A 23,204-nucleotide genomic window follows, 5' to 3' on the forward strand; every position below is an offset into this window, starting at 1 on the left:
AGCTGTCCTGCACAACCAGAGTCTGCGGGGTAGGCACCCGCACCTCCGGGGCCCGTCCTGCAGAACGCGGCCCGACCGACGCGGGCGGCCGCGACGGGGGCGAGGTCCGCAACGTCGCCGACGGCCACACGCGAACGTCCGTAACGGTGCTTGGAGTCACAACCAACTGCCTGGGCAGTACACGCTAGGCCCGCGGCCGACCGCCGTTTCGAAGGTCGACTGACAGCACCTACCGTGTTGCCAACGCGGCCGACGGTCCCTGTGCGCTCGCGCCCAGGTAGAGGCGAGCGACCTCTGGGTCGTCGAGCAGGGACTGCCCAGTGCCGGTGAGAGCGACCCGACCGGCCTCGAGCACGGCCGCCATGTGCGCGACAGCAAGCCCCGATCGCGCGTTCTGTTCGACAAGCAGTACCGTACGCCCGTCGCGAGCGAGGTTCGCGATGCTCGCGAACACCGAGGTCCGCGACTTCGGGTCGAGCCCGATCGATGGCTCGTCGAGCAGGATGAGAGCCGGATCGAGCATGAGCGACCGAGCCAGCTCGACCTGTTTCTGCTCGCCCCCAGAGAGCGACCCCGCCGCAGCCGACCGGCGCTTGGCCACGATGGGAAAGATCTCGGCGACCTCCTCCGCGCGTTGTTTCACCAAGGCGTGATTCGACAGGATGAACCCGCCCATGATCACGTTTTCCCAGACGGTCATCGTCGGGAACAGGCTCCTGTCCTGCGGAACGTGCACGATGCCGCGGGCCAGTCGCTCGCGGGACGTCAGTCTCCCGATGTCCTCCCCGTTGAACAGGACAGTGCCGCCTGCATTACGCAGCAGTCCACTCACGGTCTTGAGCACGGTCGACTTACCGGCGCCGTTCGGACCGATGAGGCAGACGATCTCACCCCTGGTCACGGCGAGATCCACGCCCTTGAGGATGAGACCGGCGCCGTAGCCGGCGGTCACCGCCGAGAGGTGAAGAAGCGTCGTCGGCGTCTCGGACGCGGTCGATTCAGCTGCCAAGGTATGCCTCCAGCACTCGTGGGTCTTTCTGGATCTGATCTGGTGAGCCGAACGCGATAGGAGCGCCCTGGTCGAGCACAATGACCGGGTCGCAGAGTCGCATCACGAGCTGCATGTCGTGCTCGACGATAAGGAAGGTCACGCCGGCGGCATGCCGTTCCCGGATGTGCTGCTCCATTGCATCGATCATCACCGGGTTGACGCCGGCGGTGGGCTCGTCCAGCAGCACCAACATCGGATCGCTCATCAGCACGGCGGCAAATTCGAGAAGCTTGCGCTGGCCGTAGGAGAGGTCGGCCGCCGGCAATTGTGCGAGAGTCTCCAGCCGAAACTCCCCGAGCATCTTCGTTGCCCGGTCACGGTCGGAGTCCGAGACGCGCCTGCCGAAAAGCTGGCGCGAGTTGTAGCCGGCTGCAACCACAAGGTTCTCTTCCACGGTGAGTTCGGGAAAGATGCGGGCCTGCTGAAAGGTGCGGGACAGCCCACGACGATAGAGGTCAGCGGGTCGGGGCCTGGTGATCGCCTCACCCCGGAAGCGGATCTCTCCCGAGTCTGCCTTCAGGTATCCGGTGACCATGTTGAACACGGTGGTCTTGCCTGACCCGTTCGGACCGATAAGGGCAGTGATCGTGCCCTTCTGTACCGTGAACGAACATTCGTTTACAGCGGTCACACCGCCGAACCGCTTCGTCAGGTGATCGACTTCCAGGAGGTTCTCGCTCATCGCACTACCTTCACTTCGCTGGGGGGCATCGGCGCAACCTGGGCAGCGGCGTTGTCGCGTGCCGCCCCGGCCGCGCCCGCACGCCGGCGGTCGAGCCGTTCGGCAATCGAGGGCAGGATGCCGCGGGGCAGGAAGAGCATGATCACCAGGAATACCGCCGCGTACGCAATCAGGTAGAGCTGGCTGGCCCCGAAGGCCTGGGCGAAATACTCCTGCGCGGGAACCAGGATGAATGAACCGAGCACGGGCCCCCAGAGCGTTCCGCGCCCGCCAAGGAATGCCATCAACACCATCCCGATGGTGATGAGAGGGTCGACCGCGAACTGCGGGTAAATGAAGCCCACGTAGTACGCCCACACCCCACCCACCATCGCGACGAGTCCAGAACTCACCGCGAATGCGATCAACTTCACCGCGGTAACCCGTACGCCGACGCCGTGCGCCTTGTCTTCGTCGGCCCGCACGGTGGCGAGAGACAGGCCGATCTTCGACCGGCGGAAATACATCGAGATGGCCATGGCCGTCGCCAGCATGATCAACATCGCGTAGTAGAAAGGCCAGTCATAGGTCGCGACATCGAACGGCGCCGGGGCGACGCTCTTGCCCTGCGCGCCGCCGGTGATCTCCTTCAGGTTGAAGGCCAGCGTCTGCGTGATGAAGAGGAGCGTGATCGTGACGATCGCAAAGACGTCCGCTCGCGTTCGCATCGAGACCCAGCCGATCGGCACGCTGAGCAGTGCGACCCCGATACCGATCACGGGAAGCATCAGGAACGGGGCGTACCCGCCGTACACGCTGCCGTTGAACATGATCGCCGTCGCGTATGCACCGATTCCGAAGAATGCAACATGTCCCAGCGACGGGTAGCCGGCATAGCCACCGATCAGGTTCCAGGAGCTGGAAAGCGCGGCGTACATGATCGTGAAGGTCAGCGTGTTGAGCAGCCAGCCGGGCCCGCCGACGATCGGGACGAGGACGAGGACGAGGAAGAAGACGCCGGCTCTGACGAGTCCGGCACGGGTGATCGCGAACTTCACAGGGCACCTCGGGTTCTGGCGCCGAAGAGGCCGCGCGGTCTGATCAGGAGCACGAGCAGGAGAACCACGAAGAAGGTGAAGTCGGACCAGATCGGAGACGCGAGCGCGGACACGACCGAGGACGCAACGCCCATCACCAGAGCGGCGACCACCGATCCACCGATGCTCCCCAACCCGCCGAGCACCACGATGGTGAGGAGCCGGCTGATGAGGTCGTAGTGGCTTCCCGGGTTGAAAGAGTTCAGCATTCCGAACACCGAACCGGCGGCCGCGGCCGTCGCGGCCCCTAGCCCGAAACCCAGCGCCGAGACGCGGTTGGCGTTCACCCCGAGGAGCTGCGCCGACATCGGGTTCTGAACCGTGGCGCGAACCGACCGCCCGAACTTCGTGCGCTGCAGTATCAGATAGAGCAGTCCGAGCACGACGAGGGACAGCACAAAGGCTACGAATCGCACCAGGCTGACCTGATAGCCCAGGATCGTCCAGCTGAAGTTGGCGTAGGACGGCTGCACATTGGTGAGAGTCGCCCCGTAGGCGAAGGACAGCAGCCCCTCCACGCCCAAAGCGATGGCAAAGGTCACCAGGAGCGACAGTTGCGCCACGTCATCGCCGTGTAGTGGGCGGAGCAGGGCCCACTGCACTCCGACGCCCACCAGGAACAGGAGGGGCGTGGTGATGAGGATCGACAGGAACGGATCCACCCCCCACTGAGTGAACAGGGTGTACGTGAGGTAGGCCCCGAGGACGACCAGGACCCCCTGCGCGAGGTTTACGACCTTCATGATTCCGAAGATCAGCGTCTGGCCGCTCGCCATGAGCGCGTACACACCGCCCGTGAGAACACCGAGGATGACTGCCTGAATCAGCGAATGCACCGCCTGTCCCCTCTAGCCGGCCCAGTGTGGCTTGGGAGCCACCGGGGTGTGCCGTGCGGTGGCGGCCGGGAAGACCGTCGTCAGCTTTCCATCGATCCATTGGACCAACTGGTACGAACCCTTGGGAGCCCCGTACTGGTCCCAACTGAGGTTGCCGACCAGGGTGGGCCAGCTCCCGGAGTGAAGGGTCTTGATGATCGTGGCGTTGTCGACCTTGCCGGTCTTCTTCGCGACCTGCTCGACCAGCAGGCCGGCCGAGAATGCCTCTGCCGAGGTGGGGTCGATCTTCTGGGCATCGCCGCCGTACTTGGCGATGTAGTCCGAGATGAACTTCGCGCTGCCGGCGACGGTCGAGTCGGCATACCAGTCGGCGCTCGAGAAGACACCCTCGGTGTTCGCACCGACGGCGGCCGGGAAGTCGCCCGGCGAGTTGGCGCCGTTCGATTCGAACAGCCACTTCGGGTTGAACTTGAGCTGGATCACGGCCTGAATCTGGGCGAACGCGTCGGCCTCCTGCGACCCGCCCACGACGACGTCAGGGTTGGCGGCCGACATACCAGACATGATCGGCGTCATGTCCGCGGTCTCGGCCGGGTAGGTCTGGTCGTAGACCGTCTTGATACCCGCGGCTTCGAAGCGCTTCTGGATGCTCGCGGCTATCGGCGCCGAGAAGGGGTCGTCGAGCTTGGCGTATCCAGCGGTCTTGGGTCGCTTGTTCGCCGGGAGAGACAGGATGTAGTCCGCGAACACGTCGCCACCCTTGGTGGTTGGCGCCGGCTGCACGAAGAACAGATTGGTCAGCTTCTGATCGAAGACCGAGGGACCGCCACCGGCCGGCTCGATGAACGAGTAGTGGTATCGGCTGGCCACCCGCGACGCGGGCACCGTGAGCAGGCTGGAGAACGGACCGAATACCAGATCCACCTTCGACTGCGTGATGAGGTTGGTGTAGTTGGTGACCACCTGGTCGGGGCTGGAGGCATCGTCGACGATGCTGAGCTTCACCTGGCGGCCCAGCACTCCGCCCGACTTGTTGACCACACTCGCCCAGAGGTCGTACCCGCGCTGTGCGGCCTTGCCAGAGTCGGAGAAGTCGCCAGTCAGCGACAGCGAGATGCCGATCTTGAGCGGGCCGGACGACGAGGACGTCGACGGCGAGGCCGCGCACCCGGCCAGCAGGACAGCCCCAGCGGCCAGAGCGGCGACCGAGGCGAAGAGACGAGCTCGACGAGGGCGTAGCCCGTCAATGTGTAGTTGCATCATTGCTCCTAACAGAGGGATTCGATTGCTCGAGTTGCCCGAAGTGCACGCCGTCCAGCGCGGAATTCGGTTGGCTACCGCAATCGTTTGCACCACAATCGCACCACTTGGCTCAGGTGTCAAGCACTTCAGTCGAAGGAGGGGTTCTCCGGAGCGGGGCCCGTCGAGGCCCTCACGATGAGCTCGACCGGGAGCATGACCCGAAGCGCCGTGAGCGCGGAGCTTTCGATCTGGTTGAGCAACAGCCTGGCCGATTCGACGCCGAGGTCGAAGTGCGGAGTCCTCACCGTTGTCATCGGCGGCTGGAAGTCGCCCGCGAACGGCATGTCATTGAAGCCGACGACCGACACGTCTTCCGGGATGCTCAGACCATGGAGTCGAAGCGAGTGGTAGACCCCGAGCGCGAGCAGATCGTTGCCGGCGACCACCGCGGTCGGCCGGAACCCCGAGCCGTCGAGCACCGAGTCCATCACACTCTGACCCGCCTCGACGCTGTAGGCGGGGGCGCGGAACACCTCGCCACGGATGCCGAGATCCGCGCACGCCGCCACGAAGGCCTCGGCCCGTACCTGGCTCGTCGAGAAGGTGGGGGGGCCGGCGATGTGCGCGATCCGCCGATGGCCAAGTCGGCCCAAATGCTCGACAGACTCCCTGATTCCTTGGGCGTCGTCGCCTACGACGGCGGGGTAGGGCACGCCTCGCGAATCACGATTGACCATGACGGCGCGGATGCCGCGCTCGTAGGCCTCGCCGGCTATCGAGTGCCCGGAGTGGCCAGTGGCGAAGATGAATCCATCGACCTGGCGCTGCACGAGCGACTCGAAGAGCAGTCGCTCGGTGGCGTCGCTGCCATCGGTGTTGACCACGAACGCGGAGTAGCCGCGCGGAGCCAGATGACTGTCGATCCCGCGCACGATCGGCGGGAAGATCGGGTTCGTGAGATCGGGGATGATCACACCGATCGTCATCGACGAGCTGGTGCGAAGACCGCGGGCTATCGAGTTCGGGACGTAGCCGAGTTGCTTTGCGACGGCGCGAACGCGGCTGGCGGTCTCGGCATTGACCTGGCCCTCAGTCTTCCGGTTGAGGGCCCGCGACACAGTTCCCGGATGCACACCGGCCAAACGTGCTACATCCGCAATCGTCGCGCGGGGGGACATGGGCCTAACGATAGCAGTTGAGTGGAACCCGAGATCCGGCTTGGCCGCATGGGTTGACTCTGGGTGATCCGTGGTCCAATAATGGCGTGAGGCTGCAATCGATTGTGGTTTCTAGCCACGTGAGGAGTGGACATGACTTCAGAGCACAAAGCCAGAATCGGCTGGATTGGCGCCGGCCGGATGGGCTACGAGATGGCACGCCGCCTTCTCGACGCCGGATACGACGTCGCCATCTACAACCGCACCCAGTCGAAGGCAGAGCCGCTTGTCGAATTCGGGGCGACAATCGTGAACCGGCCGGTCGACCTCGCCGACCGGGACATCGTCTTCATCATGGTCACCGCGCCGAAGGACCTCGAGCAGGTGACCGTCGGTGCCGACGGTGTGCTGACCTCCGACTCCGTCACCCCCGGCATGATCATCGACTCGTCGACCGTCTCGCAGGAGGCTTCCGCGATGATCCGCGAATTCGCGACGGCGCGAGGCACCGACTTCCTCGCGGCGCCGGTCAGCGGCAACCCGTCCGTCATCGCGGCGGGGAAGCTCACCATCGCGGCATCCGGCCCCCGGGAGACCTACGACAAGGCCTACGACGTGCTCACCACCATCGGGCGCAGCGCCACCTATGTCGGCGACGGGGAGGTCGCTCGACTGGTGAAGATCGCCCACAACGTGTTCCTGGGCGTCGTCACTCAATCCCTGGCCGAAATCACCGTGCTCGCCGAGCGAGGTGGCGTCTCCCGCGAGGCCTTCCTCGCGTTTCTCAACGACTCGGTGATGGGGTCGACCTTCACTAAGTACAAGGCACCCGCGATGGTCAACCTCGACTTCACCCCGACCTTCACCATGCCGTTGCTCTCGAAGGACTTCGACCTCGGCCTGGCCGCGGCGCACGACCTTCGGGTGCCGATGCCGGTCGCGGCAGCGACGGCGCAGATCGTCGCATCGGCGATGGGCGCCGGCCATGTCACCGAGGACTTCGCTGCGCTGATCCTCGAGGTTGCCCGCGGGGCCGGCATGGCACTGGAGCCCGAGAACGTGCACGTCGCGAGTGGGCTCGAGGTGGCCGCCCATGACTAACCTCATTCCCCTCCAGGCCCCGGGGCACAGCAATGTCGACTACGAGATGCGTGTCGACATGGACCGGCTCCGCTCGTACCGACTCGCGCGGGCGAAGCGGTCGCTGGCGTCGAGCGAGTGCGGCGCCTTCCTGCTCTTCGACTTCTACAACATCCGCTACACGACCCAGACCTGGATCGGCGGCGCGCTCGGCGACAAGATGACCCGCTATGCGCTCCTCACCCGCGATGGTGAGCCGATGTTGTGGGACTTCGGCTCGGCCGTGCGCCACCACCAGCTGTACTCGCCCTGGCTCAAGCCGGAGAACAACCGACCCGGGATGCTGGGGATGCGTGGCGCCGTCGCCCCGTCGGCCGGGCTGATGGAGTCCGCCGTGCGGGAGATCAAGGCGCTGCTCATCGAGGCAGGGGTCGCAGACTCGCCCATCGGCGTCGACATCGTCGAGCCGCCGTTCCTGTTCGAGATGCAGCGCCAGGGCCTCAACGTCGTCGACGCACAGCAGCTGATGCTCGACGCTCGCGAAATCAAGTCCATCGACGAGATCATGCTGCTCAATCAGGCCGCGGCGATGGTCGACGGCGTGTACCAGGACATCGTGGATGTGCTCAAGCCGGGAATTCGTGAGAACGAGATCGTGGCCCTCGCGAACAAGCGTCTCTACGAGCTGGGGTCCGACCAGGTCGAAGCCGTGAATGCGATCTCCGGGGACCGATGCAACCCACACCCGCACAACTTCACCGACCGCATCATCAGGCCCGGCGACCAGGCATTCTTCGACATCATCCACTCGTTTAATGGGTATCGCACCTGTTACTACCGCACCTTTGCGGTGGGCAGTGCGACGACGAGTCAACGCGACGCCTACAAGAAGGCGCGGGAGTGGATGGATGCCGCGATCGCCACCGTTAAGGCGGGTGTCGGCACCGACGACATCGCCAGGGTCTGGCCCAAGGCCACGGACTTCGGCTTCGCCAACGAACTCGCCGCCTTCGGGCTTCAGTTCGGCCACGGACTAGGACTCGGACTGCACGAGCGACCGATCATCTCGCGGCTCAACAGCCTCGACAACCCGGTCGAGATCAAGGCCGGCATGGTCTTCGCTCTCGAGACGTACTGCCCAGCGACGGACGGCTTCTCTGCGGCCCGCATCGAGGAGGAGATCGTGGTGGCCGAGAACGGCGTCCATGTGCTCACCCGGTTCCCCGCACAGGAGCTCTTCATCGCGAACGAATACTGAGCAGCCCAGCCACCGAGCACCGCCGTGTCGTGGTGACGGGCCGCCAGCGCCGCGTCGTCCGGAGCCTGCCGGGGGCGAGCCGCAGGCGTTCAAGATCGCCATCCCCGCCACGGACCGCGAACCGGCGCCGCGAACCCACACGGGCTACGAGTGGATCTGCGTGCTCTCGGGACGACTCCGGTTGATCCTCGGCGAGCACGACGTCGTGCTCGGAGCGGGCGAGGCCGCGGAATTCGACACTCGAAACCCACACTGGTTCGGCTCGACCGGCGCCGGCCCCGCGTCCCTAGGATGAGGTCATGGCGATGCCGGTTCTGGCCACGAAGCTCTTCGTTCCGCCGCTCCGGGCGCACGCCGTTGCCCGACCGCGCCTCGTCGATCGCCTGCGAGAGGGCCTCCGTTCCGGCCGAAAGCTCACGCTCGTCTCCGCCCCGGCCGGTTTCGGCAAGACCACGGTGCTCAGCGAGTGGATTGCGGACGCGCGGAGCAGGGACCCGCAGCTGCGGGTCGCCTGGCTGGCTCTCGACGCGAGCGACAATGACCCGACGCGCTTTCTCCGCTACCTGGCCAGCGCGCTCCATCGGGCCGATACCGCCCTCGGCGCTGACGTCGCGATCGACTCAGAGGCCCTCCAGCAGCCCTCGCTCGAACCGGCCCTGGCGGCACTGATCAACGACATCGATCGGGGCTCGCACCAGATCCTCCTGGTGCTGGACGACTTCCAGCTGATCGAGGAGAAGTCGATCCGCGACGCCCTCGTCTTCCTGCTCGACCACCTTCCGTCGAAGCTGCACCTCGCGATCGCGAGCCGCTCCGATCCGCTGCTCCCGGTGGCCAGGCTGCGCGCCGGCGGCGAGCTCACCGAGTTGCGGGCGGCCGACCTTCGCTTCACGCCGGAGGAGGCAGCCAGCTTCCTCAACCAGACGATGGGCCTCGGGCTCTCCGCCGACGACGTGGCGGCGCTCGAGACCCGCACGGAGGGCTGGATTGCCGGCCTCCAGCTCGCCGCCCTCTCGATGCAGGAACGCTCGGATGTCTCCGGCTTCATCCGGGGCTTCACCGGGAGCAACCGTTTCGTGATCGACTACCTGGCCGAAGAGGTTCTGCAGCGCCAGCCCGAGCGGGTACGCGAGTTCCTGCTTCGCACCGCGCTGTTGGACAGGCTCAGCGGCGCCCTCTGCGACGCCATCACCGGGCAGGCGGGAAGCAGCGAAGTGCTGGAGGCGCTCGAGCGGGACAATCTCTTCGTGGTCCCGCTCGATGACGAGCGCCGGTGGTATCGGTATCACCACCTCTTCGCCGACGTCCTTCGGGCGCGGATGCTCGCGCAGAGGCCCGAGCAGGCGGCGGAAATCCACCGTCTCGCCAGCGGGTGGCACGAGCGGAACGCCCTGCCGGAGGACGCCATCGGGCACGCGCTGGCGGCCGCCGACTTCGACCGGGCGGCGAGGGTGATCGAGGCGGCCATTCCGGCGATCCGCAAGAGCAGGCAGGATGCCACCCTGCTTCGCTGGTTGGCACTGCTGCCGGAGGAGACTCTCGGTCGCCGGCCCGTGCTCAACGTGTATCGCGCCTGGTCGTCGCTCGTCTCCGGCGATGTGGAGGCGGTCGCGCCCCGGCTGGACGTCGCCGAACGCGCGCTGGCCGCCACGACCGAGGAGGGCGCCCCCCGGCACGACTCCGCGGCCGGCCAGGAACTTCGAACCCTTCCGGTGACGATCGCCGCCTATCGGGCGGCCGTTGCGCAGGCGCGGGGGGACGTGAGCGGGATGAGGGAACACGCGCAACGGGCCCTCGACCTCTCCCTGCCCGACGACCATGTCGGGCGCGGCGCGGCCGCCGGCTTCCTCGGACTCGCCTCGTGGAGCCTGGGCGATCTCGAAGCGGGGGTGCGCGCCTTCGGCGAGGTGAGGACCAGCCTGCGCCTCGCCGGGAACGTGGCAGACATGCTCGGCACCACGGTCGTGCTGGCCGACATGCTCGCCGGGCTGGGCCGCCTGCGGGATGCTCAACGGTCGCTCGAGCAGGCCCTGCAGGTGGCGGCGGAGCAGGACGAGCCTCCGCAGTCGACCGCCGATCTCCACGTCGCGTTGAGCGAACTCCTCCTGCAGCGCAACGAAGTGCCCTCGGCCGCCGACCACCTGGCCGTGAGCGAGGCGCTCGGCGAGCGTGCGTCGTCGCACGAGAATCGGCATCGCTGGTTCGTCGCTGCGGCCCGGCTGAGGAAGGCGGAGGGGCGGCCAGACGCCGCCCTCGACCTTCTCTCCACGGCCGAACGCCTGTACCTTCGGGGGTTCTTCCCGGAGGTGCGCCCGATCGGCGCGATCAGGGCTCGGGTCTGGATCGCCCAGGGAAGACTGGCCGACGCGGCGGCATGGGTCGACGAACAGGGCCTCTCCGGCACGGATGCACCGGCCTACCTTCGCGAGTTCGCGCACCTCACTCTGGCGAGGCTGCTCATCGCGCAGCACCGGGTCGATCCGCGGAACCGCTCCGCCCTCGAGGCGCTCGCGCTGCTGGAGCGGCTGCTCGAGGCGGCGGAGTCGGGGAATCGCCTCGGCACTGTGAACGAGATCCTGGTGCTTCAGGCGCTCGCGCACGACGCTCAGGGTCACACCGCCCTGGCGCTCGGACCCCTGGAACGGTCTCTCGTGCAAGCCGAGCCGGAGGGATACGTTCGCCTCTTCGTGGATGAAGGTGCCCCCATGGCCACCCTGCTTCGCGCGGCCGCCGACGCCGGCATCCTCCCCACCTATGCTCGTCGACTCCGCAACGCGTTCGGTCCGGTTCCGGCGCCCACCCGGGCGGCGACGGGCGCTGAGGCCCTCAGCGAACGCGAACTGCACGTGCTCAGGCTGCTCGCGAGCGAGCTGAGCGGTCCGGAGATCGCGAACGAACTGTACGTCTCCGTCAACACCCTGCGCACGCACACCAAGCACATCTTCGCCAAACTCGACGTCACCAGCCGTCGGGCGGCCGTCAGCCGCGCCACGGAGCGCGGCCTGATCTAGAACGGGCGTTCGGCGCAATCACCACGCTGATCACCACACGTGGTGATGCCGAGTCACCACCTGCCTCCCTAGATTCAGGGTGTCTTCAGGCATCCGCCTGGGCCACTCAGAATTCAAGGAGAGCAACCATGAGCATCACTACGTCCACCCTCACCCGCGGGGCCGGAATATCCGCCGCCCTGTCCGGACTCATCTACATCGTCATCCAGTTCATCCACCCGGCCGACGAGGTCGCCTCACTCACCACCCAGGCCTGGATGACGGTGCACAGCCTCAGCTTCTGCATGGCGGTGCTCGGCATGATCGGCCTCACGGGAATCTACCTTCGCCAGGTGAGACAGTTCGGGCTGCTCGGCCTGCTCGGCTACCTCATGTTCGGACTGTTCTTCGTGCTGCAGTCGGCCTTCGTCTTCGCCGAGGCCTTCATCGCACCCCTGGTCGCCCGCGCCGACCCCGAGTTCGCCGAATCCTTCGTCGGCCTCTTCGGTCGCCACGCCGCCACGGTCGACCTCGGCCCCCTCGCTGCGCTTCCGATCGTCGGGAGCCTCGTCTACGTCGGAGGCGCCCTACTGGTCGGCATCGCCATCATCCGCGCCCGCGTCCTCTCCCGCGGAGCCGGCATCCTCCTCATCGTCGCCGCCGCGATCACGCCCGTCGCTGGGGCGCTGCTTCCGCACACCCTCGAGCGACTCGCCGCCATCCCGATGGGCCTGGCGTTGATCTGGCTCGGCTACTCCCTCTGGTCCGACCAGCGCACCAACCCGGCCCGCACGCATGCCAGCACCGAAGGCTCCCGCCTCGACCGCACGCCGGCCGTCTGAACAACTGGCCCAGACGCGACGCGAAAGGAGAACGGCCATGGGTGACCTCGACCGGTACCAGATCCGCCTTCAGGGGCGGCTCGACGAAAGCTGGAGCGACTGGTTCGAGGGCTTCACCGTGACGAATGAGAACGGCGGAACGACTACCCTCACCGGTCCGGTCATCGACCAGTCCGCACTTCACGGGTTGTTGAGACGCGTCGGCGACCTGGGCGTGACCCTGATTTCGGTCAACGTCCTGGAGCGTCCGACGACCGCATCCCCCTCGGCCCCCACGGCCCCCACGGCAAGGAGCACCCAGCCATGACCACACGCAGCGTCGCCATGACGGCATCGCGAAGCGCAACAACAAGAAGGCCACGGGCGCGGTGGCTCGCCCCCGTCGGGCTGATCCTCCTCAGCCTCATCCCGGTGCTCGCCGGGGCGGCGCGACTCACCGAAGTGACGGGTGGAGCCGTGATCACCGCGGGCAACGCGCGGTTTCTCGACTCCCCCGTCGCCGTGATCACACATATCGTGAGCGCCACCATCTTCAGCCTGGTCGGGGCGTTCCAGTTCGTTCCCGCCCTGCGCCGACGGGGCGGCTGGCATCGCCTCGCGGGATTCGTGCTCATCCCCGCGGGATTGCTCGCCGCCCTCTCCGGGCTGTGGATGTCGGTCTTCTACCCGCATCCGCCCGGCGACGGCCTCGCCCTGGTGGTGCTCCGCCTGATCTTCGGATGCGCCATGGTGGCGAGCATCCTCCTCGGCGTCCGGGCGATCGCGCGCCGGGACTTCATCCGGCACGGCGAGTGGATGACCCGCGCCTACGCGATCGGGGTCGGCGCGGGAACCCAGGCCATCGTGCTCATCCCCGAATCGATCGTCTTCGGCTCGACCAACGAGCTCTACCGAGCCGTGTTCATGGGTGCGGCCTGGCTGATCAACCTCGCCGTTGCCGAGTTGGTGATCCGTCGGGGTGCGCGGTCCGGTCGCACGGCACCCGAGCCGCGGCCGGCTAGAACTGCGCAGTTCCGCGCAGCCGGCGGGGGCGACCGTCCGGGTCGAGCACGAGTCGGTTGAGCGGGACCGCCCAGAGTCGTTGGAGAGGTGTGACGGGTTCTGGGGCGTGCCGACGCACGCGTCCGGTGGGTCGGGGGCCGTGTAGGCCGCTGTTGTGCCAGTGGTCGAGAGCCTCGGCGCTGGCCTTCCACAGCGCGAGCCCAGCCGCCGGGTCGTGGAGTCGGCGATCGCCGCGGTCGAGGCCCAGGTGTTCGGTCCAGAGCTGGAGGCGGAGGTCGCGGGCCAGCCGTCGTGGAGCCTCGGGGCCGGGTGATTCGGGGTCAGCGGCGGTGGTGTCGAGCACTGCGCAGGTGAGCTCGCTGTCGGTGGTCCAGGATCGACGGTTGAAGTTGTCTGAGCCGCAGGTTATCCACGTGTCGTCGACGATGCAGATCTTGGCGTGGATGTAGATCGGAGTTCCGGTGTCGTTTTCCAGATCGAACACGCCGACCCGGTCTGGCGCGACTCGGCGAAGCATCGCAATGGCGCGCAGCTGCCCGATTCGGCTGGGCGGCCCGGCGAGCAGGCCATCCGAGCTGGGGTAGCGCGGCACGACGGCGATCACGTTCAATTCGGGGTTGCCCTGGAGCGCCTCGGCGAGCGCGGCCGCGACCTCCGTCGACCACAGGTACTGGTCCTCGATGTAGATCAGCGAGCGCGCGCGGGCGAAGGCCTTCGCGTAGGCCCGCGCGACGCTGCGCTCCCCGAACGGCGCGAACGGGAACGGCGGACGTTTCACCCCGTAGGTGCGCAGCAACTGCACGGCGTGCGGGCCCGCCGGAGGTGGTGGTGGCGCGGTTTCGGGGAGCTGCCTGGGGTGCCGGGGCATGCGGGCGAGACGCTGCTGCAGCATCCGGTAAGGCGTTCGTCGGTCCAGGGGATGCGGGTCGTTCCACCGTTCGGCGAAGACCGCCAGAAGGTCGGCCACCACGGGACCGCGTAGCTCGAGGGCGGCATCGTGCCACGGCGGACGCGGGCCGTACCGAGGGTCCATGGTCAGCGCCTGCGGGTCTCCCGCGTGGTCCGCGTCGTCCCGACGGCTGTGGCAGAGGTCGATGCCGCCGACGAACGCGATGTCCCGCGACGGATCGTCACGACGCCGGATGACGAAGAATTTCTGATGATGAGAGCCGAACAGGCGCACACGCTGATCCAGAAGCACCTCGCCGCCGGCATCGTTGATCTCACGACCCAGGAGCTCGTTGGAGCGACCGCTGATCGGCGACGACACCCGCTCGCCATGGGACCTCCAGACGAGGCCTCGCACTTCCACTCCCCCACGGGCCAGGCTCGCGAGCAGATCGCCGATCGACGGGCCGCTTGGCAGCAGTCGCTCGTCGGCGTCGCCGCGCCAGTCGGTGAACCAGACGCGGTCTCCCGGCTGCAGTGCCGTCAGCTCCTCGTGCAGCCGGGCGAAGTAGGTTGCGCCATGAATCAGGGGCTTCACGAGGTTGCCCTCCGACCAGGACGGCGTGCCGGCGCCACCCGAGTGCACGTCGGTGGCAAGATTTCCCCGCTCGGAGCGACTCAGGAACCACACACCAGGATCAATGTCCACCCGACGCACATTACGGCACCCGCCGACCGGCCATCGAGTGGACTTTAGACCGGAGGTCTCAGCACCCCTCCCTGCCTGCCCTGGCTACGGAGGGAACGCCGCGCTGGCCCGCGCACATCCCCGGCCGGGATCGAACTCTCTGCCTCACACCTCGCCAACCTGCTGTCTATGGCCGCGAGGCGCACGGGAAGCGCCTACGATTCCGCCCGTGGCGCATTCACGCGGCGATCGGAATGGATTCCACTCTCAATAGTTGGCGTCTACCGGCAAAGAAAAAACCCCGTCATCACCGGGATGTACGGGGTTAGCTCTTGGCGGAACCGGTGGGATTTGAACCCACGGTGGGCTCTCACCCACACAACTTTTCGAGAGTTGCACCTTCGGCCGCTCGGACACGGTTCCGTCGTCGATCTTAGTACACCGCTGACGACGGCCGAGCATGCCGGCCCGGGCGCCCATCGGCCGGGCGTAAAGTTCTGGCGTGACGACTCCCCTGCTGCTCACGCTGATCGCCGTGGCGGTGCTCGTCGCCCTCGCCGCGACCGTCGCCTGGGCGCTCGGCCGCCTTCGGCACCGGGCGGGCTCGGCTCGGCTCGCCAACACCCTGCACCTCAACGCGCGGTGGTGGAAGGACGAGGGGAAGAAGCACGGCGACCTGCTCTACGTCGCCCTCGGCGACTCCGCGGCCCAGGGCGTCGGCGCGAGCAAACCCGGCCGCAGCTATGTGGGCCTCATCGCTCGGCACCTGCGCGAGCGCACCGGGCGCACGGTGCGGGTCGTCAATCTCAGCATGTCGGGGGCGCGGCTGCGCGAGGCGCTCGCCATCCAGCTGCCCGCCCTCCGGAGGATGACGACCCGGCCGGATGTGCTCACCGTCGCCATCGGCGCCAACGACATCGCCTCCTTCGACCCGCTGCGCTTCGAGAGCGAGCTGCGCGAGCTGTATGCCGCCCTGCCCGCGGGCGCGATCGTCGCCGATCTTCCGTCGTTCTACCTCGGCTCCTCCGAGCGGAAGGCGCGCGAAGCCAACGCGATCGTGCGCCGGCTCGCCGCCGAGCGCGACTTCGAGGTGGCCCCGCTGCACGCGGCAACCCGGCGCCAGGGGGCCGCCCGGTACGCGCTCAACCAGGTGGCCGCGGACTTCTTCCATCCCAACGATCGCGGCTACCGGGTGTGGGCGTCCGCGTTCCTTCCTCTCCTCGACAGGGTCGTCGCCGAGACTCGCTCCACCGCAGACACGGAGTGACGGGGGCCTCGCCTAGGCTGGCGAGGTGGCCAAAGTCCAGTCGAATTTCCGATGCTCCGAGTGCGGCTGGACTACCCTCAAGTGGGCCGGCCGCTGCGGCGAGTGCCAGTCCTGGGGCACAGTCGTAGACGTTCTGGATGCCGCGCCGAGCCGCTTCGTTCGGCCTGCCACGGTGAGCGAGGCGCGAGCGGCCAGGCCGATCACCGCGATCAGCGCCGACGAGGTCGCACACTGGCCGAGCGGCATCGGCGAGTTCGACCGGGTGCTCGGCGGCGGCATCGTGCCGGGCGCCACCATCCTGCTCAGCGGCGAGCCGGGGGTCGGAAAATCCACCCTGCTGCTCGAGGTGGCCTCGAAGGCCGCGGCCGGCGGCATGCGGGTGCTCTACGTGACCGCCGAGGAGTCGGTGAGCCAGGTGCGACTGCGGGCCCAGCGCACCGGGGCGCTGCAGCCCGAGCTCTTCCTCGCCGCCGAGACCGACTTGGCCACCATCCTCGGCCACATCGACCAGGTGCAACCCCACCTGCTCATCGTCGACTCGGTGCAGACCGTCTCCAGTTCGCTCACCGACGGCCTCGCCGGCGGGCCGGCGCAGGTGCGGGAGGTGGCCTCCACGCTCATCCGCGTCTCGAAGGACCGCAACCTGCCGGTGCTGCTCGTGGGCCATGTCACCAAGGACGGCTCGATCGCCGGCCCGCGCCTGCTCGAACACCTCGTGGATGTCGTGTGCCAGTTCGAGGGCGACCGGCAGACCGCCCTGCGCTTCGTGCGCGCCCACAAGAACCGATTCGGATCCACGGATGAGGTGGGCTGCTTCGAGATGACCGGGGACGGCATCGCCGAGGTGGCCGACCCCAGCGGGCTGTTCCTCTCCCGGGGAACGGGCGCGCTCTTCGGACCGGTGAGCGGCACCTGCGTCACGGTGGCCGCCGACGGACGGCGGGCCCTGCCGGTGGAGGTGCAGGCGCTGATCGTGAAGACCTCGGCGCCGAACCCGCGCCGGGTCACCAACGGAGTCGACTCGTCCCGGGTGGCGATGCTACTCGCCGTGCTGGAGCGCCGGGCGGGGATGAAGCTCAGCGAACACGACGTGTACGTGTCCACCGTCGGCGGCATCCGCCTGACGGAGCCCGGCGCCGACCTCGCGATCGCGCTTGCGATCGCCAGCGCCTACAGCAACAAGGCCTTTCCGCCCACCCTCGTCGCCGTGGGCGAGATCAGCCTCGCCGGGGAGATCCGGCCGGTCTCTCAGGCCAAGCAGCGCATCGCCGAGGCGCGCCGGCTCGGCTTCACGACCGTGATCGACGCGGACCTGGGCCACCTGCGGGAGGCGATGCGCAAGGCATTCGCGAGCGCGGTCGTCGAACAGGCGGACGTGCCGGCCTTCTAGCCGCGAACGGTCGCGGCGATCGCCGCGACCTGCGTCGGTCCGACCCGGCAGCATCCGCCCACCGCGGCCGCCCCCGCCGCGATCCACTCCCGCACGAGTTCGTGCGGAAACTCGGCCGATCCCATCCAGCGCCGGTTCTTGGCGTCCCACTGCTCGCCCGAGTTCGGGTAGACGATCACCGGCTTGTCAGTGACCTGGCGCGCGGCGGCAATGGCCGTGGCCACGTCGTGCGGGTCGGTGCAGTTGACGCCGACCGCCACGACCTCGGCGGGATCGGAGGCGATGCGGTAGGCCTCGACGAGCGAGTCGCCCGAGCGCAGTGCCCCGAACGCCGACGTCAGCGAGATCCAGGCCGGCTTGCCGGTGCCGGCGATCTCCAGCGCGACTGCCTCGGCCTCCGCCAGCGAGGGGATCGTCTCCACCGCGAGCAGGTCGGCCGCCGACGCGGCGAGCACCTGGATGCGGCGCCGATGCCACTGCCTCAACTGCGGCACCGTGAGGCCGTAGTCGCCGCTGTACTCCGATCCGTCGGCGAGCATTGCGCCGTATGGACCGACGGAGGCGGCGACCCAGGCAGGCCTGCCGTGCGCCTCCTCCCGGGTGGCGTCTCGCGCCTCGATCGCGAGGCGCACGCTGCTGCGCAGAACAGCGTCCGCCGCCGCACCGGCGTGGCCTCGCCGAGCGAGCGCCTCGTAGCTCACCTGGTACGACGCCGTGATCGCCACATCCGCGCCGGCCCGGAAATACTCAGCGTGGGCGTCCCGGATCTCCGCCGGGTTCTCGAGCAGCAGCCGTGCCGACCAGAGGGTTGACGACAGGTCGTTGCCGCGCGACTCCAGCAGCGTGCCGAGTCCGCCATCGAGCACGACTCCACCCCGGGCAAGGGCAGCGGCGAAAGAGGTCATGCACCGAGCCTATTGAGCCGCGGGAGCGTCGGCCAGTTCAGGAAGAGCTGGTTCCGGAAGGGCTACTTCAGGATGAACTGCGAGGTCTGCTTCGACGCGAGCGGGCCCATCTTCACGCTGAGGTGGTAGCTCGCGCCTCCCGCCGTCACGGGCGGCCGCGTCTTCTGGCAGGTGGCGGCGGCGGAGCGGGTGCGATCCCACGGGATCGGCGGGGTCGTGATCGCCACGTTCGGCTTGAGGGTGGATGGCGCGTCGACCGGGGCCGACTGGCAGTCCTTGGAGTCCCAGATCTGCTCGGAGCCGCTCGTGATGATCAGCTCCTGCTGGGTGGAACCGAGGTTCATCGTGCAGTCCGCCTGGCCCGTGTTGGTGATCGACATGCTGATCTGGGGCTGCTCGCCGGCGGCGTAGATTGTCTTGTCCGTCACGGCGACGAGCTTGAGCTTGGCGGGGACGCAGGCCGCGCCGGCGGCCGGCACCGGGGCGCTCGGGGAGGGGGACACCGCGCTGGAGTGCTTGCCACCCGTGGCGTCGGACTTGGGGGCCGTCGCGCCGGATCCGGGCCGCAACACGATGAGGAACACGATCACGATCACGGCGAGCGCACCGAGACCGACAATGAGCCTGCGGCGCCAGTACACCTTGGGCGGCTGGGGGCCGACAGGATTTCTAAACGTCGACATGCGCTAAGGCTAAGCTCGGGTCCTCGATTTGCCCGGTATTTGCGGGGGCGTGTACTGTCCACCCCCGCAACTCGCGGCTCGCGACGTTCAGTGCCCTCGTCCGGAGAGCGCGAGCCCCGGGATCACCGAACCTCCCCCGTTAGATCCGTTTGATCATCCGAGTGTTGCCGAGGGTGTTCGGCTTCACCCGCGCGAGGTCCAGGAATTCGGCGACACCCTCGTCGGGGGAACGCACGAGCTCGAGGTACACCGCCGGGTCGATCGGCTCCTCCGTCATCGGTTCGAAGCCGTGGCGGGTGAAGAACGGCACCTCGAAGGTGAGGCAGAACAGGCGGCTGAGCCCGAGGTCCCTGGCATCCGCCTCCAGCTGCTCCATCAACGCGTGGCCGACGCCCCGGTGCAACCACTCGTCGACGACGGCGAGCGTGCGGACCTCGGCCAGATCCTGCCAGATCACGTGGAGCGCTCCGCAGCCGATGACGTTTCCCGCCTCGTCTTCGGCGATGCGGAACTCCTGGATCGCCTCGTAGAAGACGACGGAGTCCTTGCCGAGCAGGATGCGGCGCTGAACGAGCGGTTCGACGAGGGCCTGGATGAACGGAACGTCACTGGTGCGGGCGGCTCGCACGGAAAACGCGGTCTCGGACATGCTCGCTACTCTCGTTTCTCCGGAGGTTTCGCAGCACGCGGCTGCACTCCGGCCCGTACGAGCCTACCGACAGCCGACTGGACGCCGATCCTCCGGAGAAACGCGTGTTGCAGACGGGGAGGCGGGTTAACGACGGATGGCCGGCGAGTCTCCTCGCCGGCCATCCGTGTGCTGCTGCTTACGCCTCGATCGCGGCGACCGGGGCTCGAGATCTCGACTGACTTTGTCACGATTCGAACACTCTTGGCTCTTTGCGTTGGCAGACCGAATAAAGTGAACATTGCTTGGACAATTTGCCGCTTTCTCTGCAGAGTCGAGGACACCATGCACCGCAAATTCGTGGCGGTCTTCGCCGCCTGCTTGGTCGCCGCATCGCTGTCGGCCTGCGCCAGCTCACACGGCCCACGATCGTCGGCGCCGAGCAATGCCCCGAGTCAAGCACCAACTGCCACGGCCACGCCGATCAACGCGGCCGATCCCGCCACCTGGATCGTCTCCGAAACCGGCATCGGCCCCTTCCAGCTGGGCGCGAACCTGAAGAAGGTAACCGCGGATCTCACAGGCCTGTCCGCCGATACTAAGAATTGCCCAAACCCTAGGGCGGCGTTCTTCACCGGCACGGATGTGGGTATCGCCGTGTTCTTCGATAGTGCGGGAAACATAGTCGGGGTGGACGCCAGCCCCACCCGCCCCCGCGGCCTCGCTGGCCCGCACACCGCACTGGGAATCGGCTACAGCTCGACGGCAGCGGAGTTAACGACCGCCTACCCCTCGATTGAGCGAACCGACTACTATCCCGACGGTAGCTTTCCGCTCTATACCGTGAAGACGGCCTCAGGCTCGTGGATCACCTTCAGCGTGGACGCCGCGACTCAGGCGGTCGGCAGCATCGGAGTCTGGCCGGGCACAAGACCACCCTACGAATACTGCGGGTAGCAGGCGCCGCCGTTAACGACGGATGGCCGGCGAGTCTCCTCGCCGGCCATCCGTGTGCTGCTGCTTACGCCTCGATCGCGGCGACCGGCTCCTCGATCGCTTCGCGCCCCGGCTGGCGCTTGGTCGCGAAGACGAACTCGTCGCCGACGTAGTCCACGTGAACGTGGTCGCCCGCGTTGAGCTCGCCCTGCAGGATGCGCTCGCTCAGTCGGTCCTCCACCTCGTGCTGGATGGCGCGGCGCAGCGGCCGCGCTCCGAGCGAGGGGTCGAACCCGATCTTGATCAGCTGCTCCTTGGCGGGAAGGGCCAGCTCGATCGTCATGTCGCGGTCCAGCAGGCGGTCCGAGAGCCGCTTGATGAACAGGTCGACGATCTGCAGCAATTCGGGCTGCGTGAGCTGCGGGAAGACGATCGTCTCGTCGACCCGGTTGAGGAACTCGGGCTTGAAGTGCTTCTTGAGCTCCTCCACGACCTTGCCGCGCATGCGGTCGTAGCCGGTGGCGGTGTCGGACGCCGAGGTGAACCCGATGGGGGTGCCCGTGATGTCCTTCGTGCCGAGGTTGGTGGTCATGATGATCACCGTGTTCTTGAAGTCGACGACGCGACCCTGGCCATCCGTCAGTCGTCCCTCCTCCAGAATCTGGAGGAGCGAGTTGAAGATGTCGGGGTGGGCCTTCTCGATCTCGTCGAACAGCACCACGGAGAACGGCTTGCGGCGCACCTTCTCGGTGAGCTGGCCGCCCTCCTCGAAGCCGACGAACCCGGGAGGGGCACCGAACAGCCGCGACACGGTGTGCTTCTCGCCGTACTCGCTCATGTCGAGGGAGATGAGCGCGTTCTCGTCGTCGAAGAGGAACTCGGCGAGCGCCTTGGCGAGCTCCGTCTTTCCGACACCGGTCGGGCCGGCGAAGATGAACGAACCGCTCGGACGCTTCGGATCCTTGAGCCCGGCACGCGTGCGTCGGATCGTCTTCGAGAGGGCCGAGATGGCCTCCTCCTGGCCGATGACGCGCTGGTGCAGCGCCTTCTCCATGAAGACGAGACGGCTGGTCTCCTCCTCGGTGAGCTTGAAGACCGGGATGCCGGTGGCCGCGGCGAGGACCTCGGCGATCACGCCTTCGTCCACGGTGCCGGTCGAGGCGGCCTCTCCGCTCTTCCACTGCTTCTCGAGGCGCAGGCGCTCTCCGAGCAGCTTCTTCTCCTCGTCACGAAGCGAGGCGGCCTTCTCGAAGTCCTGGTCCTCGATCGCCCCCTCCTTGAGCGCGCGAACGGCGGCGATCTTGTCGTCGAATTCGCGAAGCTCCGGCGGTGCGGAGAGGATCGAGAGACGCAGGCGCGCGCCGGCCTCGTCGATCAGGTCGATCGCCTTGTCGGGAAGGAAGCGGTCGGCCACGTAGCGGTCGGCCAGGTTCGCGGCGGCGACGATTGCGCCATCCGTGATCGACACCTTGTGGAACGACTCGTACTTGTCGCGCAGTCCCTTGAGGATGTTGATGGTGTGCGGAAGGGACGGCTCGTGCACCTGCACGGGCTGGAAGCGGCGCTCGAGGGCCGCATCCTTCTCGAAGTGCTTGCGGTACTCGTCGAGCGTGGTGGCACCGATCGTCTGCAGCTCACCGCGGGCGAGCAGCGGCTTGAGGATCGACGCGGCATCGATCGCGCCCTCGGCCGCACCGGCGCCGACGAGGGTGTGGATCTCGTCGATGAAGGTGATGATGTCGCCGCGGGTGCGGATCTCCTTGGTCACCTTCTTGAGGCGCTCCTCGAAGTCACCGCGGTAGCGGCTGCCGGCGATGAGGCTGCCGAGGTCGAGGGTGTAGAGCTGCTTGTCCTTCAGAGTCTCCGGCACGTCGCCGCGCACGATCGCCTGGGCAAGGCCCTCGACGACGGCGGTCTTGCCGACGCCGGGCTCGCCGATCAGCACGGGGTTGTTCTTGGATCGACGGGACAGGATCTGCATGACCCGCTCCATCTCCTTCTCGCGCCCGATCACCGGGTCGAGCTTGCCGTCACGCGCGGCCTGGGTGAGGTTGCGTCCGAACTGGTCGAGGATCTGGCTGCCGCCCTGGGCCGCCGCCTGAGTCTCGCCGCCGACGGCGACCTGCTCCTTGCCCTGGTATCCGGAGAGGAGCTGGATCACCTGCTGGCGCACGCGGTTGAGGTCTGCACCGAGCTTGACCAGCACCTGGGCGGCGACGCCTTCGCCCTCGCGGATGAGGCCGAGCAGGATGTGCTCGGTGCCGATGTAGTTGTGGCCGAGTTGCAGCGCCTCGCGCAGGCTCAGCTCGAGCACCTTCTTGGCGCGCGGGGTGAACGGGATGTGCCCGGTGGGCTGCTGTTGGCCCTGGCCGATGATGTCCTGGACCTGCTCGCGCACGGCGTCCAAGGAAATACCGAGGGACTCGAGGGCCTTCGCAGCGACGCCCTCACCCTCGTGGATCAGCCCGAGCAGGATGTGCTCGGTGCCGATGTAGTTGTGGTTGAGCATCTTGGCTTCTTCTTGCGCCAAAACGACGACCCGGCGGGCTCGGTCGGTAAATCTTTCGAACATTTTGACTCCTATGGCACCGTGCAGGGTTGGC

The 23,204-nt window shown here is 67.4% G+C and carries 21 protein-coding genes and 1 tRNA gene; 10 read left to right on the plus strand and 12 right to left on the minus strand.

What is annotated here, in order from left to right; genetic code table 11:
• Positions 1-229 precede the first annotated feature (229 nt).
• The 6 genes from FVP33_RS10100 to FVP33_RS10125 all read right to left on the minus strand — a co-directional run bounded on the left by FVP33_RS10100 (position 230) and on the right by FVP33_RS10125 (position 6,065).
• Positions 230-1,009, minus strand: a complete 780-nt coding sequence (locus FVP33_RS10100) for an ABC transporter ATP-binding protein (RefSeq protein ID WP_147783536.1) — start codon at positions 1,007-1,009, stop codon at positions 230-232.
• Positions 999-1,733 carry an ABC transporter ATP-binding protein gene (locus FVP33_RS10105; RefSeq protein WP_147783537.1) on the minus strand — a complete coding sequence of 245 codons (735 nt, stop codon included), beginning with the start codon at positions 1,731-1,733 and terminating at the stop codon, positions 999-1,001. Before FVP33_RS10105 ends, FVP33_RS10100 begins: the two co-directional genes overlap by 11 nt.
• Positions 1,730-2,770 carry a branched-chain amino acid ABC transporter permease gene (locus tag FVP33_RS10110; protein WP_147783538.1) on the minus strand — a complete coding sequence of 347 codons (1,041 nt, stop codon included), beginning with the start codon at positions 2,768-2,770 and terminating at the stop codon, positions 1,730-1,732. The genes FVP33_RS10105 and FVP33_RS10110 overlap by 4 nt, the downstream gene beginning before the upstream one ends.
• Entirely contained in the window at positions 2,767-3,645 is an 879-nt protein-coding gene (locus tag FVP33_RS10115; RefSeq protein WP_147783539.1) for a branched-chain amino acid ABC transporter permease, read from the minus strand. Before FVP33_RS10115 ends, FVP33_RS10110 begins: the two co-directional genes overlap by 4 nt.
• Positions 3,646-3,657: 12 nt before the next feature.
• Positions 3,658-4,905 carry an amino acid ABC transporter substrate-binding protein gene (locus FVP33_RS10120; protein ID WP_187270661.1) on the minus strand — a complete coding sequence of 416 codons (1,248 nt, stop codon included), beginning with the start codon at positions 4,903-4,905 and terminating at the stop codon, positions 3,658-3,660.
• A gap of 128 nt (positions 4,906-5,033) precedes the next feature.
• Complete coding sequence (locus FVP33_RS10125) at positions 5,034-6,065, minus strand: LacI family DNA-binding transcriptional regulator (RefSeq protein WP_147783541.1); 1,032 nt, start codon at positions 6,063-6,065, stop codon at positions 5,034-5,036.
• Positions 6,066-6,197: 132 nt separating this feature from the next.
• On the opposite strand from FVP33_RS10125, the gene FVP33_RS10130 reads away from it, so the two are divergent.
• The 7 genes from FVP33_RS10130 to FVP33_RS10160 all read left to right on the plus strand — a co-directional run bounded on the left by FVP33_RS10130 (position 6,198) and on the right by FVP33_RS10160 (position 13,276).
• Positions 6,198-7,145 (plus strand): NAD(P)-dependent oxidoreductase, encoded by a 948-nt coding sequence (locus FVP33_RS10130; protein WP_147783542.1) that lies wholly within the window; start codon positions 6,198-6,200, stop codon positions 7,143-7,145.
• Positions 7,138-8,382: a M24 family metallopeptidase gene (locus FVP33_RS10135; protein WP_147783543.1), complete on the plus strand. Its 1,245-nt coding sequence runs from the start codon at positions 7,138-7,140 to the stop codon at positions 8,380-8,382. Before FVP33_RS10130 ends, FVP33_RS10135 begins: the two co-directional genes overlap by 8 nt.
• Positions 8,330-8,677, plus strand: coding sequence for a cupin domain-containing protein (locus tag FVP33_RS20155; RefSeq protein WP_222706681.1), 348 nt, complete (start codon positions 8,330-8,332; stop codon positions 8,675-8,677). The genes FVP33_RS10135 and FVP33_RS20155 overlap by 53 nt, the downstream gene beginning before the upstream one ends.
• A 4-nt stretch (positions 8,678-8,681) precedes the next feature.
• A complete protein-coding gene (locus FVP33_RS10145) occupies positions 8,682-11,393 on the plus strand; it encodes a winged helix-turn-helix domain-containing protein (protein WP_147783544.1) in 2,712 nt (903 codons plus the stop codon).
• 128 nt (positions 11,394-11,521) lie between these two features.
• Entirely contained in the window at positions 11,522-12,214 is a 693-nt protein-coding gene (locus FVP33_RS10150; protein WP_147783545.1) for a hypothetical protein, read from the plus strand.
• A gap of 37 nt (positions 12,215-12,251) precedes the next feature.
• The gene (locus FVP33_RS10155) at positions 12,252-12,521 is read left to right on the plus strand and encodes a hypothetical protein (protein WP_147783546.1); all 270 of its coding nucleotides are present in this window, start codon (positions 12,252-12,254) and stop codon (positions 12,519-12,521) included.
• On the plus strand, positions 12,518-13,276 hold the full coding sequence (locus FVP33_RS10160; protein WP_246142284.1) for a DUF2306 domain-containing protein: 759 nt from the start codon (positions 12,518-12,520) through the stop codon (positions 13,274-13,276). The genes FVP33_RS10155 and FVP33_RS10160 overlap by 4 nt, the downstream gene beginning before the upstream one ends.
• On the opposite strand, the gene FVP33_RS10165 is transcribed toward FVP33_RS10160, so the two are convergent.
• Positions 13,212-14,813, minus strand: a complete 1,602-nt coding sequence (locus tag FVP33_RS10165) for a phospholipase D family protein (RefSeq protein WP_147783547.1) — start codon at positions 14,811-14,813, stop codon at positions 13,212-13,214. The two genes, FVP33_RS10160 and FVP33_RS10165, sit on opposite strands and share 65 nt — an antisense overlap.
• Before the next feature lie 312 nt (positions 14,814-15,125).
• Positions 15,126-15,215: transfer RNA gene (locus FVP33_RS10170), tRNA-Ser, on the minus strand.
• Positions 15,216-15,294: 79 nt separating this feature from the next.
• Here FVP33_RS10170 and FVP33_RS10175 point away from each other — a divergent pair.
• Together FVP33_RS10175 and radA are read left to right on the plus strand one after the other, a co-directional pair.
• Entirely contained in the window at positions 15,295-16,059 is a 765-nt protein-coding gene (locus FVP33_RS10175; protein WP_147783548.1) for an SGNH/GDSL hydrolase family protein, read from the plus strand.
• Positions 16,060-16,084: 25 nt separating this feature from the next.
• A complete protein-coding gene (gene radA, locus FVP33_RS10180) occupies positions 16,085-17,449 on the plus strand; it encodes a DNA repair protein RadA (RefSeq protein ID WP_147783549.1) in 1,365 nt (454 codons plus the stop codon).
• On the opposite strand, the gene mmuM is transcribed toward radA, so the two are convergent.
• The 3 genes from mmuM to FVP33_RS10195 all read right to left on the minus strand — a co-directional run bounded on the left by mmuM (position 17,446) and on the right by FVP33_RS10195 (position 19,686).
• A complete protein-coding gene (gene mmuM, locus FVP33_RS10185; RefSeq protein WP_147783550.1) occupies positions 17,446-18,354 on the minus strand; it encodes a homocysteine S-methyltransferase in 909 nt (302 codons plus the stop codon). The two genes, radA and mmuM, sit on opposite strands and share 4 nt — an antisense overlap.
• 62 nt (positions 18,355-18,416) lie before the next feature.
• Positions 18,417-19,037, minus strand: a complete 621-nt coding sequence (locus FVP33_RS10190) for a hypothetical protein (protein WP_147783551.1) — start codon at positions 19,035-19,037, stop codon at positions 18,417-18,419.
• 139 nt (positions 19,038-19,176) lie between these two features.
• The gene (locus FVP33_RS10195; RefSeq protein ID WP_147783552.1) at positions 19,177-19,686 is read right to left on the minus strand and encodes an amino-acid N-acetyltransferase; all 510 of its coding nucleotides are present in this window, start codon (positions 19,684-19,686) and stop codon (positions 19,177-19,179) included.
• A 324-nt stretch (positions 19,687-20,010) separates the two neighbouring features.
• Here FVP33_RS10195 and FVP33_RS10200 point away from each other — a divergent pair, with 324 nt between their 5' ends.
• Complete coding sequence (locus FVP33_RS10200; RefSeq protein ID WP_147783553.1) at positions 20,011-20,622, plus strand: hypothetical protein; 612 nt, start codon at positions 20,011-20,013, stop codon at positions 20,620-20,622.
• Positions 20,623-20,686: 64 nt separating this feature from the next.
• On the opposite strand, the gene FVP33_RS10205 is transcribed toward FVP33_RS10200, so the two are convergent.
• Positions 20,687-23,173 carry an ATP-dependent Clp protease ATP-binding subunit gene (locus FVP33_RS10205; RefSeq protein ID WP_147783554.1) on the minus strand — a complete coding sequence of 829 codons (2,487 nt, stop codon included), beginning with the start codon at positions 23,171-23,173 and terminating at the stop codon, positions 20,687-20,689.
• Positions 23,174-23,204 lie beyond the last annotated feature (31 nt).

Source organism: Lacisediminihabitans profunda, assembly GCF_008040105.1.
Lineage (GTDB): Bacteria > Actinomycetota > Actinomycetes > Actinomycetales > Microbacteriaceae > Lacisediminihabitans > Lacisediminihabitans profunda.

Excerpts from the sequence above, each read along its gene's own strand:
- FVP33_RS10105 (WP_147783537.1), bottom strand. The coding sequence starts at position 1,733 with ATGAGCGAGAACCTCCTGGAAGTCGATCACCTGACGAAGCGGTTCGGC.
- FVP33_RS10120 (WP_187270661.1), bottom strand. The coding sequence starts at position 4,905 with ATGCAACTACACATTGACGGGCTACGCCCTCGTCGAGCTCGTCTCTTC.
- FVP33_RS10125 (WP_147783541.1), bottom strand. The coding sequence starts at position 6,065 with ATGTCCCCCCGCGCGACGATTGCGGATGTAGCACGTTTGGCCGGTGTG.
- FVP33_RS10130 (WP_147783542.1), top strand. The coding sequence starts at position 6,198 with ATGACTTCAGAGCACAAAGCCAGAATCGGCTGGATTGGCGCCGGCCGG.
- FVP33_RS10135 (WP_147783543.1), top strand. The coding sequence starts at position 7,138 with ATGACTAACCTCATTCCCCTCCAGGCCCCGGGGCACAGCAATGTCGAC.
- FVP33_RS20155 (WP_222706681.1), top strand. The coding sequence starts at position 8,330 with ATGTGCTCACCCGGTTCCCCGCACAGGAGCTCTTCATCGCGAACGAAT.
- FVP33_RS10145 (WP_147783544.1), top strand. The coding sequence starts at position 8,682 with ATGGCGATGCCGGTTCTGGCCACGAAGCTCTTCGTTCCGCCGCTCCGG.
- FVP33_RS10150 (WP_147783545.1), top strand. The coding sequence starts at position 11,522 with ATGAGCATCACTACGTCCACCCTCACCCGCGGGGCCGGAATATCCGCC.
- FVP33_RS10155 (WP_147783546.1), top strand. The coding sequence starts at position 12,252 with ATGGGTGACCTCGACCGGTACCAGATCCGCCTTCAGGGGCGGCTCGAC.
- FVP33_RS10160 (WP_246142284.1), top strand. The coding sequence starts at position 12,518 with ATGACCACACGCAGCGTCGCCATGACGGCATCGCGAAGCGCAACAACA.
- mmuM (WP_147783550.1), bottom strand. The coding sequence starts at position 18,354 with ATGACCTCTTTCGCCGCTGCCCTTGCCCGGGGTGGAGTCGTGCTCGAT.
- FVP33_RS10190 (WP_147783551.1), bottom strand. The coding sequence starts at position 19,037 with ATGTCGACGTTTAGAAATCCTGTCGGCCCCCAGCCGCCCAAGGTGTAC.
- FVP33_RS10195 (WP_147783552.1), bottom strand. The coding sequence starts at position 19,686 with ATGTCCGAGACCGCGTTTTCCGTGCGAGCCGCCCGCACCAGTGACGTT.
- FVP33_RS10200 (WP_147783553.1), top strand. The coding sequence starts at position 20,011 with ATGCACCGCAAATTCGTGGCGGTCTTCGCCGCCTGCTTGGTCGCCGCA.
- FVP33_RS10205 (WP_147783554.1), bottom strand. The coding sequence starts at position 23,173 with ATGTTCGAAAGATTTACCGACCGAGCCCGCCGGGTCGTCGTTTTGGCG.